This window comes from Zwartia sp. (assembly GCF_049655405.1).
GTDB lineage: Bacteria > Pseudomonadota > Gammaproteobacteria > Burkholderiales > Burkholderiaceae_B > Zwartia.
The window spans coordinates 234813-253905 of sequence record NZ_JBASJR010000001.1; the positions used below are offsets into that span (position 1 = coordinate 234813).

General features: G+C 50.3%; 16 protein-coding genes. 2 read left to right on the plus strand and 14 right to left on the minus strand.

The genetic code is table 11. The features are described from left to right. Nucleotides 1-66: 66 nt before the first annotated feature. Nucleotides 67-993 (plus strand): tripartite tricarboxylate transporter substrate binding protein, encoded by a 927-nt coding sequence (locus WBJ47_RS01070; RefSeq protein ID WP_422243872.1) that lies wholly within the window; start codon nt 67-69, stop codon nt 991-993. 62 nt (nt 994-1055) lie between these two features. Here the strand turns inward: WBJ47_RS01070 and WBJ47_RS01075 are convergent, their stop codons facing one another. The 8 genes from WBJ47_RS01075 to WBJ47_RS01110 form a co-directional block, all read right to left on the minus strand. Beyond that, nucleotides 1056-1883, minus strand: a complete 828-nt coding sequence (locus WBJ47_RS01075; RefSeq protein ID WP_422243871.1) for an IclR family transcriptional regulator — start codon at nt 1881-1883, stop codon at nt 1056-1058. 69 nt (nt 1884-1952) lie between these two features. Then, the gene (locus tag WBJ47_RS01080; RefSeq protein ID WP_422243870.1) at nt 1953-2933 is read right to left on the minus strand and encodes a Bug family tripartite tricarboxylate transporter substrate binding protein; all 981 of its coding nucleotides are present in this window, start codon (nt 2931-2933) and stop codon (nt 1953-1955) included. A 112-nt stretch (nt 2934-3045) separates the two neighbouring features. Beyond that, nucleotides 3046-4260 (minus strand): CaiB/BaiF CoA transferase family protein, encoded by a 1215-nt coding sequence (locus WBJ47_RS01085; RefSeq protein ID WP_422243869.1) that lies wholly within the window; start codon nt 4258-4260, stop codon nt 3046-3048. An 18-nt stretch (nt 4261-4278) separates the two neighbouring features. After that, nucleotides 4279-5838, minus strand: a complete 1560-nt coding sequence (locus WBJ47_RS01090) for an acyl-CoA carboxylase subunit beta (RefSeq protein ID WP_422243868.1) — start codon at nt 5836-5838, stop codon at nt 4279-4281. A 205-nt stretch (nt 5839-6043) separates the two neighbouring features. After that, nucleotides 6044-6835, minus strand: a complete 792-nt coding sequence (locus WBJ47_RS01095; protein WP_422243867.1) for a class II aldolase/adducin family protein — start codon at nt 6833-6835, stop codon at nt 6044-6046. Nucleotides 6836-6968: 133 nt separating this feature from the next. After that, a complete protein-coding gene (locus WBJ47_RS01100) occupies nt 6969-7343 on the minus strand; it encodes a hypothetical protein (RefSeq protein ID WP_422243866.1) in 375 nt (124 codons plus the stop codon). A 114-nt stretch (nt 7344-7457) separates the two neighbouring features. Next, nucleotides 7458-8219, minus strand: a complete 762-nt coding sequence (locus tag WBJ47_RS01105) for a hypothetical protein (protein ID WP_422243865.1) — start codon at nt 8217-8219, stop codon at nt 7458-7460. 24 nt (nt 8220-8243) lie between these two features. Continuing rightward, nucleotides 8244-9890, minus strand: a complete 1647-nt coding sequence (locus WBJ47_RS01110) for a thiamine pyrophosphate-binding protein (protein ID WP_422243864.1) — start codon at nt 9888-9890, stop codon at nt 8244-8246. A gap of 72 nt (nt 9891-9962) precedes the next feature. Between WBJ47_RS01110 and WBJ47_RS01115 the strand changes: the two genes are divergently transcribed. Further along, on the plus strand, nt 9963-10970 hold the full coding sequence (locus WBJ47_RS01115) for a Bug family tripartite tricarboxylate transporter substrate binding protein (protein WP_422243863.1): 1008 nt from the start codon (nt 9963-9965) through the stop codon (nt 10968-10970). 23 nt (nt 10971-10993) lie between these two features. Here WBJ47_RS01115 and WBJ47_RS01120 read toward each other — a convergent pair whose 3' ends face one another. The 6 genes from WBJ47_RS01120 to WBJ47_RS01145 all read right to left on the minus strand — a co-directional run. Then, complete coding sequence (locus tag WBJ47_RS01120) at nt 10994-11191, minus strand: hypothetical protein (protein ID WP_422243862.1); 198 nt, start codon at nt 11189-11191, stop codon at nt 10994-10996. Nucleotides 11192-11297: 106 nt separating this feature from the next. Continuing rightward, the gene (locus WBJ47_RS01125; protein WP_422243861.1) at nt 11298-12479 is read right to left on the minus strand and encodes an MFS transporter; all 1182 of its coding nucleotides are present in this window, start codon (nt 12477-12479) and stop codon (nt 11298-11300) included. Beyond that, complete coding sequence (locus WBJ47_RS01130) at nt 12470-13567, minus strand: patatin-like phospholipase family protein (protein ID WP_422243860.1); 1098 nt, start codon at nt 13565-13567, stop codon at nt 12470-12472. Before WBJ47_RS01130 ends, WBJ47_RS01125 begins: the two co-directional genes overlap by 10 nt. A 37-nt stretch (nt 13568-13604) precedes the next feature. Next, the gene (locus WBJ47_RS01135; RefSeq protein WP_422243859.1) at nt 13605-15317 is read right to left on the minus strand and encodes an amidohydrolase; all 1713 of its coding nucleotides are present in this window, start codon (nt 15315-15317) and stop codon (nt 13605-13607) included. Between the two features lie 16 nt (nt 15318-15333). After that, nucleotides 15334-17013, minus strand: a complete 1680-nt coding sequence (locus WBJ47_RS01140) for an alpha-keto acid decarboxylase family protein (RefSeq protein WP_422243858.1) — start codon at nt 17011-17013, stop codon at nt 15334-15336. A 209-nt stretch (nt 17014-17222) separates the two neighbouring features. Then, nucleotides 17223-19093, minus strand: a 1871-nt coding sequence (locus WBJ47_RS01145; protein ID WP_422243857.1) for an autotransporter outer membrane beta-barrel domain-containing protein, incomplete at its 5' end; no start/stop codon positions are given.

A 19093-nucleotide genomic window follows, 5' to 3' on the forward strand; every position in this document is an offset into this window, starting at 1 on the left:
GCATCGACACGGAGGATGGCAATCATGATGAGAAATATACTTTGCAGAGCGTTACTGATAGCAACAATGGGTTGTTCTTTATCAGTTCATGCCACAGCCGAAAAATATCCCAGTAAACCAATTCAATTAATCATTCCCTATACCCCTGGTGGCAATACCGACATCTTAGGTCGCTTAATCGCCCAGAAACTTGGTGAAGCGTGGGATGCAAGGGTAGTCGTTGAGAATCGCCCTGGTGCCGGAGGAACGATTGGCGTAAACATGGTGGCTAAAGCAAAACCTGATGGCCACACACTCGCCTTGGCTGCTTTTGGAAACATTATTGTTGCGAAGAGTCTGTATAAAGACTTGGCATACGATCCAGTCAAGGACCTCGATCCAGTGATTTTAGTGGCCACCCCACCTACCATCTTGACGGCCACCTCATCACTGCCCGCGAACAATGTCACTGAATTGATTGCTTACGGAAAAGCCAACCCAGGCGAACTCAATTACGGCTCTTCAGGCAAAGGAACTTCGAATCATCTTTTGGCTGAATTATTTAGTGAAATGTCGGGAGTCAAAATGACTCATGTTCCCTACAAAGGTAGTGGTCCAGCGATTAATGACTTAATTGCTGGATTGACGCAGCTGAACTTCGCTCCTCAACCGCTCGTACTGTCAGCAATAAAAACCGGCTCGCTCAAAGCACTTGCCGTCACCGGCAATGAACGCATGCCCATGCTGCCTGATGTTCCAACAGTCGCTGAATCTGGGTTGCCTGGTTATGAAGGCGTTGGCTGGTTTGGTCTCGTCGCACCCAAAGGCACTCCTCCAGATATCATTCGCAAGCTCAATGCAGAAGTCAATCGCATTCTAAACTCTCCAGATGTACGTAAACGTCTGACTGACGAAGGTGCGAAGCCGGTTGGAGGCTCCCCCGAGGATGCTAAGCGCTCCATCAATGATGGAATCGCTAAATGGAAAGGTCTTGCCACTAAAGTAGTGGAGTAATTCAGAGAAAAGCGATACGCCAATAATCTCGTAAGCGCTCGAGCTCGCCTCTAAGGAGTTTCTCAAGAAATTCCTATTGATTTCTCGACACTTCGTACGAGGTTGAGTAAGCGTGGTCCGATTTCATTTTCAAGTTGATTCGGACTTAAGCGAAAAATAGGAATGCCACAGTTGAATGCAAAAGATTCATCATTGATCTTGGCAAGAAGCGGGACACCTAACGAGCGCGTCTCTTTTACCAGTCCTTTTTTAGCAAGACAGAATCCCCATTTGTCGAACTGTTTGAGTGCTTCTGAAAAATTTGACTCAAGCTCTAGCTTATTAAACTGTCTACTCTGCTCTAATTGCGATATGAGCTGTTCTCTCTCAAGACCTGATAATCCGCAAAGGTAAGCTCTACCCATCGCCGTCACCAATAGCGGAATGCGCGCACCAATGCCCGCAACCACAGGCGTGACCGAAGTCGCACTTGCACAACTTTCGACAAATAACATTTGCGTCCCGTGCCTGAGGCCGAGAGAAACGACTCCGCCAACCTCGTTAGCGAGTTCTTGCATCAAAGGCCTAGCAATCTGTCTGATTTTCATATTTGCAATGACAGGGTATGCTGCGGCCAGAATTGAAGAACCAAGTGTGTACTTGGAAAGTGAGGCGACATACTTAATGTAGCCAAACCTGGACAAAGTGTATGTGATACGTGAAACAGTCGGCCTAGATAAACCAGTTATTTCTGAGATTTCTTTGTTTCCCATAAATTGATGGTTTCGGTGTTTCAAACACTCTAATACTTGTAAACCTCTCGCAAGCGTAGCAACTAGTTGAGGATCCTCGGCGACATCCAATCCTCTCATATCAGAATATGCTTCTGTACTTAAACGTTTTCTAACCATTTAATAGCGGCCTGCAAAGTGATGTTTGATAAAAATTTTCCATTCGTTTATCAGGCCTAAACGCATGCTCTATTTTGCTAATCCTAGTGTGGCCAGTACAGATTTAATGCTAGCAGACTCTTCAGCGAGTAGCCTCTTGGTATCCTGTGGGCCATAGAAAAATGGCGTCCATTGATTGTGCTCAAGAAATGCTTGCCACTCCTTGGACTCGGTCATTTTCTTTAATGATTTTGCCCAAAATGCAACTTGGGCTGGAGTCAAGTCTTTGGGCCCCAGCACACCTTGCACTGAAGATGTAGAAACATCAACACCCTGCTCTTTCCAAGTTGGAATGCCCGATAAAACTCCGCCCATCCGCTCAGGTGAACCAACAGCGATGACTCTTAACCTGTCATTTTTAAGCGCATTAATTAAATTGGGCGTCGTAGCCGCGACAACATCAATATGCCCGCCAAGTAACTGAGTGATAGATTCACCTGATGACTTGAAAGGAATGACACTTAATTTTTGAATGGCTACCCCAGCTTTTTGCATAGGTAAAGCAATACCAACATGAATATGGTTACCGACAGATGTCGCCACTCCGATATGCAACTTATTTGGATTGTCCAACATCATGCGAATGAGATCTTTCCCATTTTTAATTGGCGAGTCTGCTCGCACAATCACCCCTACATACTCTCTAAACAATAGCGCGATTGGCGTGTAGCTTTCATAACTACGGTTCAACGAACCAAGAAGATGGTTATTAATAATGGAGGTCGTCAAGGTCATCAAGTAGTTACCATCGCCAGGATGCTGATCCAAGATGTTCAGACCAATTGCAAGATTTCCGCCTGGCCTATTTGTGACCACTAGATTTTTGATGATATTTTCTTTGATCATCAGGTTTTGAATTTGTCGAGCCGCGCTATCCAGTGCGGCTCCCGGTCCCGCTGGGACGATAAACTCAACAGTAGATGTCGGCTGCCATTCCGACTGTGCGTGGATGGTTGTTGCAGCGATCAGACCATAAACAGCTATGAGCAACTTTTGTATCATTTTTTTCATGATGTCTCCGTATCGTGAATATTATGTGCTGCTTTCTTTGGAGTGTTTGTGATTATTAAACTCCAGTCCGACATGTTGATCACCCTGATTCAGACCAACACGCTTTTAATCTTTATGACTGCGTGTGAATCACCCCTTGCTTGAGCAGATCATTTAACTCATCCATATTTAGTCCAAGTTTGTTTTGCAGAACTTCAGTTGTATCTTGTCCAACTTTATGCCCAGCATGACGAATTTTGCCTGGCGTATCAGATAACTTGGGCACCACTCCCATCAGAGTAAGTTCTCCAAATTCAGGGTGTGGAACTTGCACAAGCATTTCACGTTGTTTGAAATGAGGATCATGAAAGATATCCTCAATCGTAAATACCTTTGAAACAGGGACTTCTGCTGCAATCAGTCGCGTTTCGATTTCTGCAGCCGAATAATGAGCGGCCCAATCCTCAACAATTTTATTGACTTCTTTCACTCTAGCTGCACGTGCACGCTGTGTTGCATAGCGCTCATCCGTACTGAGTTCTGGTTGATCCATTGCTTGAGCCAAACGTTTGAAAATCACATCATTATTAGCCGCGATTAGAACGAAGCTTCCGTCTTGAGTAGGGTACAGACTATTCGGTGCAGTAGATGGGAGATTTGAGCCAACACGTTTAGGTATGATTTTTAATCGATCGTATGCGGGTACGTGAGGCTCCATCATGCTGAAGGCTGATTCGTACAAAGTTGAATCAACAATTTGACCTTTACCGGTTTTTTGACGCTGCAAAATCGCCATCAATGCACCAAATGCTGCAAAGACAGCCGTATGCTCATCTGTGACTGCAAGTGCAACCCGAGCAGGTGGCCGATCCGGGTCTCCCGTCATATGCCTGACGCCTGCTATAGCCTCACACGTCACGCCATATCCAGGTCTATCTTTGTACGGACCGGTCTGTCCATACCCGCTAATCCGCACCATGACCAGACCCGGGTTATCTTTCGATAAAGACGCGTAATCCAGTCCGAGTCTCTCGAGCGTTCCCGGACGAAAGTTTTCAACCACGATATCTGCTTGGGCGATCAGCTTACGTACCAGACTTTGTCCCTGAGGTGTCCGAAGGTTGATTGAAACAGACTGTTTGTTACGTAGGATGCTTGTCGCATACAAAGAGACATTGCCATCGTGACTCCCCATATTGCGGACTGGATCGCCATCCGAGGGTTCAATCTTGATCACCTCTGCACCAAAATCTGCCAATAAACGCGCACATGCAGGACCTGCGATCGTAGAACATAGCTCTATGACGGTATACCCGGCAAGTGGTCCCTCATTTTCAGTCGTCTTCATTTTTGCACGTCCGCTCGTTTACCGCATTGGCCTTTGTTTTGGACCAAGCTGTGTTTGATTGACTTGATAGGCATCTTCAATCCAGTCGCAGAGCAGAGCTCGCGTCTCTGACGGTTTGATGATGTCAACGATCCCAAATTTTTCTGCGGTCCTAAAAGGCGAGGCCAGATTGTGATAATAGTTTTCTATCTCTTGTCGTTTGACAACAGGCTCCTCTGCCGCCTCAATTTCCCTTCGATAGGCTGCTGCTACCCCCCCTTCTACAGGGATGGATCCCCACACTGCGGATGGCCATGCATAGCGCAGGTTTAAGGATTGTCCAGTGGGCCCAAATTTCGGGCCATGCAGTCCTCCCCCAACACCGAATGCGCGCCGAATAATGATGGAAACCCAAGGAACGCTGGCCTGCTCAATCGCCCCAGCCGCCCTGTACGCGATTGGAACTGTGCCGGCACTTTCAGCCTCAAGTCCAATCATCAAACCCGGTTGATCCGTAAAGTTGACAATGGGCAGATGAAAGGTATCGCACAGATCCACGAAGCGCTCAACCTTCATCGCCGATTTATGCGTCATCGCTCCACCCATCACCATCGGATCATTCGCCATGATGCCAACGGGATGACCATTGAGCCGAGCTAAACAAGTCAAGGTGGACCCACCAAATAACCGACTCATCTCAAACAAAGAATCCTTGTCGACAATTTTTTCTAGGATTTTTCTTATTTGATAGGGTGAGCGTTTATTTTCAGGAATAGCGCTATCTAATTTTTCGTCCATTAGCCATGGATCATCTGTACATTCTGAAATGGGCGGCATTTGCCATACATTGCGCGGCAAATAAGAAAGAAACTTTTGAATTTGACGGAAAGCATCCTCTTCGGATTCGGCAATATTGCTAACCGCTCCAGACTTTGCCGCAACGCGAGCGCCTCCAAGCTCCTCTTTTGTCACGATCTGGTTGAGGCCTTGTTTGACCACTGGTGGTCCTGCCGCAAACACCTGACCGATATTTTCTACGATGACTGAAAAGTGCGAACACGAAACTTTTACTGCGCCCAGTCCTGCGCACGCACCAAGTGCCGCACCTACAACAGGGACCGTGCTTAAAAGCGGAATCACTGGCCAACTCGGGTAACCAGGAATTTTTGTTGCTTGTTGTTGTTCGATCAGCCTAACGCTACCGCCTGCTGTATCAACCATACGGATCAAGGGCATCCGAAACTGATACGCCATCCTCTCCGCGTATAGCCATTTGTCAGACACTGTGGCTTCACTCGAGCCCGCACCGATCGTGTAATCGTCAGCAGAAATCATAATCTTGCGATTATTGATCCGGCCAGTACCGGTCACAGCATTAGAAGCCAGAAAAGAAACTAAATGTCCTTGCTCATCATATTTACCTTTTCCGGTAGTCATTCCAAATTCGCGAAATGTCCCTGAGTCAAGCAGCGTCGCAATCCGTTCCCTGACGTTGAGTTTTCCAAGTTCTTTTTGTCTAGCTAAGCGGTCCTCCCCACCCATTTTGCGTGCGGCATCTCTGCGCAACTCAAGTTCGGCGTATGCAGTCTCCCAACTCATTTTTATCTCCAATTATTTTTCTAATTATCTGCGTAAAAACCTTAAAAAACAAATAATAGAATTGAATTCCTATATTTGAAAATTAAATCAGCTTGAATCGATAGCCATTGAGCAAAAACTCAGTGCATCTCCTTAGCTTTATCGTTATTTTGATAATGCTTTCTGTCGTTAAGTTAAGAGAGAGGTTTTTGACAACAAACGCAGCTTAATTTTTATAAGTTGGATCACTTCGATCAAGCTTACGGATCAACGCAGGCCACTCGAGATCGCCAAAGCGACGACGGGTGCTGGCCTGATAGTTGTTCCACGTTTCTTCTAGCACCCGTTCGGACACTTTGACCATCGGAGAATTGCAGGCCATAGCCGCCAGTTGCGCATAACAAGAAAGCTCCAAGCGGTGCATCCAATTAAAGGCTTCGCCAATTGTCACACCCGCTACGAGTGCACCATGGTTACGCAACATCAGCACGTTATTTGTCCCGAGATCTTTCACTAAGGATGCTTTTTCAGTATCCAGCAACACCACACCCTCGTAGTCATGGTAGGCGATCTTTAGGAAGCGCATCGAAGTTTGATTGAGCGGTAGCACGCCACACTCAAGAGAAGAGACCGCCATCGAGGCCCAGCTGTGCGTATGCAAGACGCAACCTACGTCGTGACGCGCTTCATGCACCGCGCTATGAATCACCGCACCTGCGCGATTGACGCCATAGCCAAGACTGCCAAAATCTGGCCCGCCCAAGACCTTGCCGGAAAAATCCACCTTGAACAGGCTGGAGGCCGTGATTTCCTCATACATCATGCCGTAGGGATTGATGAGATACACGCCCTCTTCGCCCGGAATGCGCGCGGAGATGTGATTGGCAATCATGTCAGACAGGCCGTACATCGCCACGAGTCGATAACAGGCGGCCAGATCGACACGCGCTTGCCACTCTGCCTCTGAAACTTTGCCTTTGAGTGACGGGATTTCCAGGTAACCATCTTTTGCTTTCATTTTGTCTCCAAAGTGCGATTTGATCGCGATGATTTTTAAAATATTTTTTTCATCATACAGCGATAAAAAGCCTTTTAAGAGCCTCAACTGTCAGCAAAATACGACGCGCCACTCCCCAGACGCAATATCGTTTTCAGGACTTTTGAAAACGACTCAGTATGAGCGTGCCCGCAACTCCCGCCCCCACTAGCGCTAGAACACCCAGCAGCCATGTGATCCAGATTGCGGGGATCAACCATCCCATCACCATGCCCATCGTCGGCAATACGCTGGAAAAACTGCCGAGCATGTCCTGAAGGGTTTCAAGCACACTCGAGATACCGGCAGGATCAAACCACGGCGCTAGCCACACAGGAAGCACGATATTTTTTGCCGCTGCTTCCAAAGTCGAAGTTGAGCCTGCAGACACCCATTGCGCAGACCATTGCACCGCCTCCGCCAGTATTGCAGCCCCACCCGTCCAGAACAGTGCAAGGAGGGCAACGCCTCCCCAAAGAATGATTTTCATTTGAACACTCCAGTCTTGAGTCGCGAAAGGCGAACTCGTTGGAATGTATATTGGCGATGGAATGACTTCGAATCAATCGAACTTTTTAAGAACTTATGTTCGATTTATTCGAAATCAAAGAATCTGACCAAACTGCAAAACTAAAAACTCTGCACCCGCCTCGCCTGACTCGACCGTAAACGAAACATCGGCCGGCTCACTAAAAAAGACCGAAGACTCCGCGCAGTCGCGATCGCCATACTTAAGAACACCCTGAATATTGACGAGGTACTGACCGCCACTTTGTATGGTGGACTGGATCGTGAAGGATTGGTTGGGCCCCAACCTCACCATACACGCCGACAAACCGTCATCGAGCGAATAGTGTGAATTGTCAAAAAGTTGCTCTACGACGGGTTTTTCCAGATGACCCAGCACTGCTTGAGTGCTTTTCACAAAAGGAATGGAAAAATGCCGCTTTTTCGAAGGACGGAGTTTTTCGCGATAGCCTTCTTTGTGCAGATAGATCGCCCCTGGATCCTTGCGCGGACGCAACGCGAAATAAGAGAGCCCCTGTTGGCTCGCCGTGATGGGGCCATAGCCCGTATAGGCATCCGTGTAATGCACCACCGAAGGACCGAGCTTGCCCTCAGTTCGCCCCATCTGACCTTCACCCTCGAAAAACACCTGAAACTGTTCCACCTCATGAAAATGCGGGTGAATAATTTCCTGAGGTGTCATCTCGATCAAGAACGCCTGCGGCGAGACCGTCTTACCCTCTTGGGGAGTCGTATCAGAGGGGCGCAGAAAATCCGTCCTCCAGTGCACCTCGCCGCTCTCCATGCGAGAGAGCCGTCTATTGACCAAGGACTCTTGCTTTGTTGACACGTGAATCATGACAGTCAGCCTCCTGAAGTAAATTTAACCCCGCATCGCTTTGAGTTGCTCTGGGTACCCGGACGGGTCGATCGATACATCGAGTAATGATGGGCCCTCATGGGCTAGCGCTTGTTGCATGCCTTCGATGAACGCTTGCTCGCTCGCAACGCGAATGCCCAAGCCACCCAGCGCAGTCATGGTCGCGGCAAAATCGTGATGACGCCAACGCACGCCCTCCGGTTTCATCGAACGACTTTGTTGTTTGATATCAATGAGAGATAACGCGCTGTCGTTAAAAACAATCACAATGACTTTGGCTTGTTGCTCGACAGCCGTGCAAAGCTCGCCCAGACACATCATCAAACCGCCATCTCCCGTAAAAGATAAAACCGGTGCGTGTCGGTGTTGAACCGCCGCTGAAATCGCGGCAGGCAAGGCAAAGGCCATCGTCGCCAAGCCATTGGATATCAGCACATCTCCAGCGCGCTCTGCAGGGAAAAATCCAGCCACAGAAAACATGTGCGCGCCGGCATCAATCGAAAACATGGGCTTGACCTCAGCCTCGCGACAACAAAGTGCCGCCAACTGTGCGACACGATCAGGTGCGACGCCGTATTTCACAGGCAAATATGCAAGCTGACTCCATGCACTCTCGCGTAGCGCAGCAAGAGACGACATACTCCAGTCGCTTTGCTCCAAGTCACCCGACGACAGCAATGCATTTAGCGTGTCAGTCAACGTACCCACTACACGCACCTCAGGCTCCACATAATGCACAGGATGGACGCAGGCCGCGATATCCACCACAGGGGTCGTGTAACGCCAAGGCTGCAAAATTAATTCAACAGGATCCATACCAATCAGGATCATCAGGTCAGAGGCAGCAATGGCCTCCTGCTCAAGCGAGCCACCCGTAAAAATACCCACTACGCGGGGATCCGAATCAGGAATCACACCCTTGGCTTTATATGTCGCCAGTACAGCACAACCCAAGGCATCGACAAAATTTCTAATTGATGCATCGTGCGCACGCGCTTCTAAACCAAGAACAACAATAGGCTTGCGTGCTTTTTTCAGTCGCACACTCAGCGTCTGAATCTGCTCAACAGGCGAGACGCCAAGCTCACCAGCTTGGGTCGGTCTGCGCGCCTCACAGGCTGGGTCTACCGAACGCACAGACACTGTCTTGCGCGCAGTCTCTGAGGTCAGCTCAATATGCACGGGACCCATGGGCTCGGTGCAAGCCAGGATCAGCAACGCCTCAATCTCTGCTTCTGGGTCTTCAGACTCGAGCCGGCTCACCGCCTTGACGATCGGCGCCAACACCGCTTTCTGATCAAAAACTTGATGCGTGATGTAGGACAGTTGCTTGGGAGTAAAGCCGTCGGTCAACACCACGACAGGCGCGCGATCCAGACTCGCATAGGCCACACCGTTGGCACTATTAGTGAGGCCCGGACCTTTGGTCATGAGCGCCACACCCGGCACCCCCGTTGTCTCAGAAAGAGCACCCGCCATCATGACGGCAGCATTCTCAGTTTTAGTCAGGATAAATTCGATCTGCTGAGCAGAAGCTGCAGCGATCACATCGAGCGAAGAGCCGCCACCGGGCAGACCAAATATTTTTTTTACGCCCTTCTGTCCCAGCTTACGGACCAATAACTGTGCAATCGTAATTGCTTCACTCATCGCCTTATCTCTTTCATTTTTTTTGTTTGACCGTTAATCTAAAGAGAATAACTTAAAAAACGGAGACAATTCATGGCAATCTTTGCATTCAAGTCCAAGGCCTATTTGCGCCTCTCTCTATTGTTTTTCGGCGTATGCCTTGCCACGCAGGCATCGAGCCAATCAGCATCCGCAGCTGCAGCTGTGTATCCCTCACAGCCTATCCGCTTAATCGTGAGCTTTGCGGCTGGTGGTCCGACAGATGTCTTTGCCCGACTGATTGCCTCCAAGCTCGAAAAAGAACTCGGTCAACCGATCATTGTTGAAAACAAACCAGGTGGCGGCTCCAACATCGGCTCAGAGTTTGTGGCCAAAGCCAAACCCGATGGCTACACACTGCTGGTGGGCACTGTCGCCAACACCACCAACATGGGGATATATAAAAACCTCGGCTACGACACCGTGCGAGACTTTGCGCCGATCACACAGATCATGTCCTCACCGAGTGTCTTGGTTGTTAATACTGACATTCCCGTTCGCACGCTGGATGAGCTCATCGCCTATGTCAAGGCCAGACCAGGCAAACTGAACTACGCCTCCTCGGGCGCCGGTGGCATGCAACATCACGCAGGAGAAATGCTCAAGCTGCGCGCGGGCATTGATGTCCTGCACATTCCCTATAAAGGGGCAGCACCTGCCCTGACAGATGTCATTGGCGGAACAGTGAACATGGGATTTAAAACCGCAAGTGGTGTGATGCCCGCCATTCAGAGCGGTAAAGTTCGCGCCATTGCCGTTGCTGGCAGCCATCGCCTGGCCCAATTGCCAGACGTTCCCACGATGGCCGAAGCGGGCATGCCTGGCGTCGAAGCTGACTCTTGGAACGGACTGTTTGCACCCGCCGGCACACCTCCCGCCATCATCAACAAACTCGCCAATGCAACGATCGCGATTCTAAAGACGCAAGAGATCAAAGACCGCTTTGCAGCGATCTCCGCGACACCCGTTGGCAATACACCCGTAGAGTTTTCAAAGTATGTGAAAGACGAAGTGGATAAATGGGGCAAAGTCGCGAAAGAAGCGAATGTTCAGTTGAATTAAATAGCACACATCAGATTGCTTGATCAATGAACCGTTCGAGCAATCCAATACACGATCCCCACCAAAGCAGAAGCGCCGCCCAAGAGACGCCAGGTCATGCCGTGCAGCTCGCGGTGTAAATCTGCTTTGGTTGCAAAGGTATCCAGGCGCGTTTCAATCCGCGCCAAACGATCGCGCGCATCGACCGCAAAGGCCTCTAAATCACTGATTCTGGTTTCCATTTGCTCGTCCGTCTGTGCTGGCTAAGTATTTTCTCAAGCCCTAATTCGGACAACAAGAAAAAAAGTGCAACAAACTGTCAACGAGTGTGGCGAGATGACAAGTCAATCAAGTACTTTTCTGTCGTAACAACAAAAACCCTGAAAAGGCAGCCAAGGCGCCGACGACACCATAAGACACACCATAATCATCAAAAGATGTGACCGTCACTGAGAACAAGGAAGGCAGCAACAACACGCCCGCGAACATCAGGCCAGAGCCTAAGCCTGTCGCTTCAGTCCTCTGGGCTCCACCCAAGCGTGCCCATTCCGCATAAGCCAGACCTGTAAACCCACTCGCCGTGGTACCCGCCACAGCGCAGAGCGAGAGTATCAACCAAGGCGCCCAGCTCATTCCAAACTGCCCGGTCAGCACGGCAGTACCGCCCATAATGAAACCCTGCCACGCCAATAACCTCTGTGCGGAAATCCACTTGTCCGCCAACCAGCCCCAGATAGGTCGACTGATCACGGCCGCCACTTGGTAGATGGCCAAGGCCCATCCAGCTTGCACCAAATCAAAACCCGTTTTGCTGGTCAAGTGCACCGTCAAAAAAGCGATAAAACAAAGTTGAATCCCGCCGTAAATAAAACTCACGAACGACAGTCGCCGAAGCTCAGGGCGATCGAACAAAATTTGCACCGGAGCGAATAATCCTTTGCTTAATATTTGACGCGTCGGATCGCGATCAACGTCCCACGAGCGGCGCACGCACTCGAGCAACAACACCGCCGTCAACACTGGCACTGTCTGCCACAGCAAGGCCGCTTGCCATCCTAGACTCAAAGTCAGCGGTGCCATCACCAGACCCGCCAATACCCCACCCAGTGGCACCCCAATCTGACGGATCGACAGCACCAAGTTCATCACGCGCGGAGGTGTGCGCGGCACCAACAAATGCGCACTCGCCGGTGCCGTGGCGCCATAGGCCAAACCCAGTAGCGCAGCACCAAGCACAACTGAAACAATGCTCCCGACAGCACACGCCAACAGCATCGCAAGCGTTGCAATTAAGACTAGCTGACTGACCCTGACCGCACCAAAGCGCCGGATAAAGCGCGGTGACAACAACGCGGAAATAATGCCAACGCCATAGACCATAGAGATAAAAAACCCTACCAGCGTACCCGGCACCTCAAGGTCTTGGGCAATCACGGGCGCCACGACTGGAAAAGAGTAAGCCGCCATCGTCGCCAGACTTTGCGTCGCGAGTGTGGCAATAAGAGGAAGAACTGGAAACTTTAAGCCCAAAATTTCTTCATCTCTGGCAGGTCTTGCATGCCTCGCTCAAAACCATACTTGATGGCAGGTTCCATGATGCCTGGATCCACCACGCTCAAGGTCTTTCTACCGGGCAACATGCCTACAACGACGAGCTTTGTTTTGGTACCGGCAGCCTCAAGATCCTTCACTTCCTGCAAAATCGTATTAGGTAGACGATTTAAACGCAGCCCCTCTTTTTCCTGCTCAATAGTGTCTGCCAGAGCCACGATCAGTGCTCTCTTTGATCCCGCCACAATATCGCAATGCGTTTCTGTCGAACCAATGCTGCCATCCATGCAGACACGATCTTTGACCCAAGTGGGCCCAGTCACTCCAGGTGCCGACGCGCTTGCTGCACAGGCGGTCGTGACGGGAACGCCAGAGTCAGGCGCAATCACTAAGCGCTCGGCGGTATAACAATCAATCGTCGTGATGAACATCTTTGGAGGAATCTCTTTCATATCCCCCAAAAATATTTTCATATTCATTTCAAATTTTTCAGAGGAAATCGATTTGGCCGCCATCGCAGCATGACCAATCGCCTGAATGATATCGGGATTGCCATCTTTGGCATCAATACCCATCTTCATGACCCGCTCTTGGCTGGGTAGGAAATTTTTAGTCGGCACAAACTTCGCCATCACCTTTGGGTAATTGGCTAATAAATTAAATTCTGCAGAAAACAAATCCAGCCGATGTCCTAACAAGGCACTTCCTAACACAGCGCCCGCAGAGGTACCAACCACAATATCCGCCAAACGTAAATTGACGCCATTGCTCAACAGCGCATGAAAATAGCCGACCAGAAAGGAACTCATGTACTCGGAGCCGCCACCCAAAACAATCGCTCTGTCTTTGCCGCGACCTGGAGGATTTTGATAGGGAATTGGATGAGCCAAACCGTCATTCCAAGTCGCAGTAGTCGCTTGAATCTCTCTGGCTTGTAAAGCCCTGACCTGAGCAATTGTGTTCTTTGGCAGAGCTGGACTTTGAGCCAAGCTCTGACTCGCACTCGCCGTAGCAGCAACACCAATCACGGATGACTTAAGAAAATGGCGACGAGAAGATTTGCTCATCAAGACCTCTATCACATTAAATATTGAGTAAAACGCATCACCATGCCTGACGCTTTCCACCGACCCATGTCTCTAACACCTTGATGTCAGCGATTTGTGCAGGGGCCGTCGTGCGTGGATTCTTTTCAAGAACAACAAAGTCGGCTAATTTGCCAGCTTCCAGACTACCAACCTCGTGATCCGACATCATCTGATAGGCTGCGTCAATCGTCACTGCGCGGATTGCATCATCGACAGAGACTCTCTCCTTGGGGCCCAGCACTCTTTCAAGTGGGCTTTGCCAAAGACGTGTGACACCCTGGGTAATGTATTTCAGTGGGCCATAGGGGGAAACGGGTGAGTCACTATGATAGGCAAACCGAATACCCTCTTTTTTCATAGAAGCGGATGCATCGATTCGGTTCGCGCGAGCGGGTCCAACGATTTGATTGTGAAACGGCTCGCCCCAGTAATGAACATGCCCGATCGTAAATCCTGGAACCACACCCAGTTTTTTAGTTTGGATGAGTTGTTCAGGCTTAGTGATTGTGAAGTGCTCAATACGCAGTCTTCGTTTCTCGGGCTGCGCGACACCGGCGAGAAGGGTATTGTAATTTTCCAACGCTTGATCGATCGCGCGATCACCATTGGCATGGATTGAAATCTGCCAACCTTGATCAAAATAAGGCCGCATATCGTTCAGGAGCGTCTCAGTTTGATAGTTGAGGCTCCCTTTGTTTTTGGTATCGGCTGGGTATGTGTACGGTTCATTCAACGCTGCGGTTAGGCCCTGCGTAGATCCATCGGCCAAAAATTTCACCCCCACAAACCGCAAGCGATCATCCCCCTGATTGGGCTTGATCGCATTAAATCCCTTGGGAATGGCGCTGCCATATAAATAGGCACGCACTCTGACAGGCAAACCGCCATTGGCCATCAGGTATTGATATAAACCTAATTCATTATCCAGACCAAGGTTCGCGCCAACGGTGATTTCAGCCGAGGTCGTGATGCCTTTCATCGCAAGCTTCTTGGTCGTCTTGCGCATCGCCTCAACCAGCTGAGCTTGCGTAGGCACGGGCATCTTGGCTTGGAAAGGCAGGTAACTCGGCGGTTCAATCAACTTGCCGGTCAGATTGCCCTGCGCATCCTTGACGTAAATACCGCCTCCGGGAGGATTAGGTGTTTTGTTGGTCACACCGGCCACTTCGAATGCCTTGGTATTGACATACGCAATATGACCGGATTGATTGACGATAAAAATTGGAACATCAGTCGAGACTTTATCAAGCACCTCTGTCGTCAACTCCGCCATAAAAGGTGAAGTACGCGAAGGATCTACACCGAAGCCCGCCAACCAACCACCTGGCGGCACATTTTTGAGTGCTGCACGCAGTTTGGTGCTAATTGTCTCCAACGTATCGTAGGGCAACGTAAAGTTAGACAAGTCTAACCACAGCCCCTCCACCATTGAAGTTAATACGATGTGAACATGCGGCTCCACAAACCCCGGCATCAGTGTGCGACCATTCAAGTCGATCACTTGCGTCTTAGGGCCTGCCCAGTTTTTCTTGATATCCGCTTGCTGACCGAGCGCGACGATTTTTCCATCTTTGACTGCGAGTGCTTCTACCTCTTCATTGTTGGCATTGACCGTGACGATCGGTCCGCCCAGAAAAATCGTATCTGCTGCCGCAGAGACCAGAGCACTCTGAGTACAAAGCAACACTGCAAAAAATGTGTTCAACACACCTGAAGTTCGCACTCGCATCGTTGTGACCTCTTGATTATTTTTTAAGAGCGGATTGATAAATCTGTTCCTGAACACTTTCAGGAAGTGGCTGGCTCTCTTCGGCGGAGATCATAATTTCTATATAGGAAGCACCATCATGGGCTTGCGCACGCGCAATGGCAGTATCAAGCTCTGCCACAGTGCTGACGCGTGCGCTAAACCATTTATCACAACCCATCGCGGCTGGAATTTGTGCGTAATTCCAATGTGCGAGATCATCATAGGAGGGGCCTTTCTCACTCAGCACAATCTCAACACCATACAGACCGTTATTCAGTACAAAAATGATAGGCTTGATGCCATACCGACCCATGACCCCGATTTCATTGGCCGTCAGCTGATGAGAGCCGTCACCTGTGATTAAAACCGTACGGCCTTGTTGATTGGCCATGCAGATACCCATCGCAGCAGGCGTCGCCCAACCAATCGACCCCCAAAGCGTCTGCGTCTGAAACCCAACATCTTTAGGTAATAACATCGGTGTAGAGTGAATCGTGCATGAGCCGGTCTCAACCACATACACATCACCTGGGCGAAGCATTTTTTGGATACGCGCGTACAGGTTGCCCGAAGAAGTCGGCTGACTCGGTTCTGCCTGAAGAGACAAGGGTGACAAGGAGATTGAAAACTCTAATTTAGGGAGTGCTTTTAACTTTGCAGTGAGGCCTTTCAGCATATCTTCAAGCGCCACCCCCGTAAAAATGGTGTTGCCCAATCTGACAAAATTATCACCAAGGGTGAGCAATTTGTCAGGGCTGATGTTGGAAGACCAGAAAGTGGTGTTGAAATCCTCAAATACGACACCGCCGATGTCGAGCACCAAATCTGCACCTTCTACGGCAACATTCAGGCCTGCTGGATTGGACCATACGCCACTATAAATACCTAAATACTGGGGATGAGCTTCGGAGACAATGCCTTTATCCATCGGCGTAGTCGCGAAAGATATTCCGGTTTGACCCAGGAAAGCGAGCAATGATTCCCGGAGCCCATAGTTACCAACAAGATTCGTTGGCAAGGCCACAATGTTTTTAGCCGCATTGATTTTTTCGATTGCAAAACTCAAGGCTGCACTCAAACTTTCCGGATTGCTTTTGACCCGTTTAATCTCAGCCAGCGCCTGACCTTTAACAGGTGTGCCGATGATGGGCATTTTCGCCAAGTCCATCGGTACTGTAATGTAAGCAGGAGCGCTCAGACGTAAGGCTTCACTGATCACCCTCTCCATCTCGCTCACGACGTTATCGGGTGTCAAGTTAGCCGTCACGCAGCAGGCAGCGGCTGAAAGGTGCTGAAATTGATTGAACACACCATCGCCAAGTGTGTGATGCGTGATCAGGCCTTGCTTTTGAATCCGTGTGCTTGGGGCACCAACAATATGAAAAACCGGCAAGCGCTGGGCACGCGCACCCATCACGCCATTGATCGCACTCAGTTCACCGACACCATACGTGGTCGAAAGAATCGAAACACCTTTGATACGCGCATAACCGTCTGCCGCATATGCAGCGTTGAGCTCATTGGCGCAGACAATCCACTCGACACGGTCGCTCGCCTCAATCGCATCATCAAAAGGAAACGCATAATCGCCCGGCACACCAAAGACACGATCTATGCCCAGGTCTGCCAGTCGGCTTACGACATACTCTGCTACGGTTGGGAGTGCATTCGCCATCATTTCGCCTAAAAGATTTAATAATTTAAGTGCTTGTATTATCGGTGAATATTACGAGCAATCCAAGCCTAGACGCTCAATGACTGGGTAAGGTCGAAATAAAGAGCGAAAGAAGACAGGCGTAAAAAAAACCCTGAAAAATCAGGGTTCATTTACTGCTTGGCGAAGGCTCAAGGCCACTCCCGCCCTGAGCTAGCAGTGCCCTGATATCAAAACGCTACCCGCAATCCCACACTTCCACCATACAGGTTTTGACCTGTTCTAGCTTCGGCAGAGATTCCTGCATAAGCGTAAGCGCTGTCAGCGACTTTGACCGTACCGTACAAACCTGCTTGCACAAACCCGACTCCTGCCGTGGGCGTGGTGACGCTGCTTGAGTAACCACCAAGGGTGGTGTTGAGCGTTGGATTGAGTAAGCCTTGGGACTCAGCACCGATCCCGAGGTTGGCGCGGTAGGTATATCCAGTTTTAAGCGGGTCTTTGCTGAGCGACCCTGCGCCCACACCGATCACTGCGCGTACGCCATTGGCATTCATTCGCCCGACGCTTAATGCCGCAGCGCTTGCACCCTCATCGTAGGCGGCTTGGCCCACGTACTGGTAAGTGAGTCGCACATACGGGGTGACGCGTAAATCGCTCGTCTCAAACGGACGGCTCAGGCCTGCGCTCACTAGGACATCGTTACCCATTACTGACTTGTTACTAAAGCCATTGCTGATACCGGTGATGTCGCTGCGCGAGAGGTTGGTTGAGCTCAAGCCCAAACTGACCATACCATCGAGCACATAATCCTGTGCCACAGGCATCTTGCCGTAGAGGAATAATGCGCCTTGCTGGATGGTGCTGTTACCACCCGTTGCATTGACCGTGGTGTTCGAGAGCGCCAAACCACCACCCAGCTTGAGTCCAAGCGCAGCGTTTGTGTAAGCATCCACACCAAACACCGCTTGGTATAGGTTGTTGTTATAGCCATTGCCACCGCTATTACCTGAACGAACGCCGCGCTGGTACGCGATCTCACCCCAGACACGACCGTCTTTGATGGCACCTGACGATAAGGAATTGCTCGCACCGCCATTGAGTTGAGTAGGTGGCATGGGGAAGTCGCCCAAGCGTGCCAACACTGCTTGCTGCACCCGTTGGGTCGCCTGAGGCAAGGTAGCAGCCGAGGCCGCGTGGATCTCACCAGAGAGCGACTGCGCATAGCCTGGCAGACTTGCTGCGGTTTGTCCGGCGACCGCGTAGAGCAAAGAGTCTTGTGCTGCCGTAGCAGTACCGGTCTTGTTAACCCCTAAGATCTGATCCAAGACATTCGCGGCTTCCCGGGCGTTTGTGGTGCTTGATGACAACGTAGAACTGTAGGAAGTCGGCGTCACCGCCAGATCCAGACTGTTGCTGCCATTGACGTTATAGAACGCAATGAACTGTGTGCCGCTTGCGAGTTCTGCCGGTTGCGTAAGTGTGTCGAAGCGACCAGAGATACCACCCGTGGCCGTCACCATGCGGAAGCGATCGCCAAGTGCTGGCACATAGATTGCACTACCGTAGCCCGACTCGCTTGCACTAAAGAGGTTTGAAAGGCGTGGAGTTAAGGAAGCTCCCGAATGAATCGTGAATAGCCCCCCAACACTCAACAGCGAGTAGTAGCCTGTGGCCCCCGCTGGAGTCGCGCTACTTGCCTGAACCAAACCCGCGATATCTTGTTGATAGGTTGAGCCTGTATTCATCGACACATTATTCGAGACAACTAAATAGCCTGGCGAGTTACCGGGTTTGAGTACGCCACCTACGCTCAAGTTGCCGCCAATCGTACCCGTTCCCATCAAGGTACCGGCAGACGCTACGAAGACGTCACCAGTGCCAGTGGGTGAGCCCCCGGCCAACGATAGCGTACCGCCCGATACCGTTGTGCCACCCGAGTAGGTGTTGGCACCTAACATGACCAGTGTGCCGGCGCCTGTAAAGGTCAGACCACCTGAGCCGGAAAACACGCCAGATAAAGTCGCAGCTCCAGTTGCTGGAGCCATAATCGTGCTCGACACTGGAACAGAGAAGGCCAAACTTGATGCCTCTCCATTTA

Bases quoted from the DNA above. Each gene is read 5' to 3' on its own strand.
- WBJ47_RS01095 (WP_422243867.1), bottom strand. From the start codon at position 6,835: ATGAAAGCAAAAGATGGTTACCTGGAAATCCCGTCACTCAAAGGCAAA.
- WBJ47_RS01135 (WP_422243859.1), bottom strand. From the start codon at position 15,317: ATGCGAGTGCGAACTTCAGGTGTGTTGAACACATTTTTTGCAGTGTTG.
- WBJ47_RS01085 (WP_422243869.1), bottom strand. From the start codon at position 4,260: ATGAAGACGACTGAAAATGAGGGACCACTTGCCGGGTATACCGTCATA.
- WBJ47_RS01105 (WP_422243865.1), bottom strand. From the start codon at position 8,219: ATGATTCACGTGTCAACAAAGCAAGAGTCCTTGGTCAATAGACGGCTC.
- WBJ47_RS01070 (WP_422243872.1), top strand. From the start codon at position 67: ATGGGTTGTTCTTTATCAGTTCATGCCACAGCCGAAAAATATCCCAGT.
- WBJ47_RS01080 (WP_422243870.1), bottom strand. From the start codon at position 2,933: ATGAAAAAAATGATACAAAAGTTGCTCATAGCTGTTTATGGTCTGATC.
- WBJ47_RS01100 (WP_422243866.1), bottom strand. From the start codon at position 7,343: ATGAAAATCATTCTTTGGGGAGGCGTTGCCCTCCTTGCACTGTTCTGG.
- WBJ47_RS01120 (WP_422243862.1), bottom strand. From the start codon at position 11,191: ATGGAAACCAGAATCAGTGATTTAGAGGCCTTTGCGGTCGATGCGCGC.
- WBJ47_RS01090 (WP_422243868.1), bottom strand. From the start codon at position 5,838: ATGAGTTGGGAGACTGCATACGCCGAACTTGAGTTGCGCAGAGATGCC.
- WBJ47_RS01140 (WP_422243858.1), bottom strand. From the start codon at position 17,013: ATGGCGAATGCACTCCCAACCGTAGCAGAGTATGTCGTAAGCCGACTG.
- WBJ47_RS01075 (WP_422243871.1), bottom strand. From the start codon at position 1,883: ATGGTTAGAAAACGTTTAAGTACAGAAGCATATTCTGATATGAGAGGA.
- WBJ47_RS01115 (WP_422243863.1), top strand. From the start codon at position 9,963: ATGGCAATCTTTGCATTCAAGTCCAAGGCCTATTTGCGCCTCTCTCTA.
- WBJ47_RS01110 (WP_422243864.1), bottom strand. From the start codon at position 9,890: ATGAGTGAAGCAATTACGATTGCACAGTTATTGGTCCGTAAGCTGGGA.
- WBJ47_RS01130 (WP_422243860.1), bottom strand. From the start codon at position 13,567: ATGAGCAAATCTTCTCGTCGCCATTTTCTTAAGTCATCCGTGATTGGT.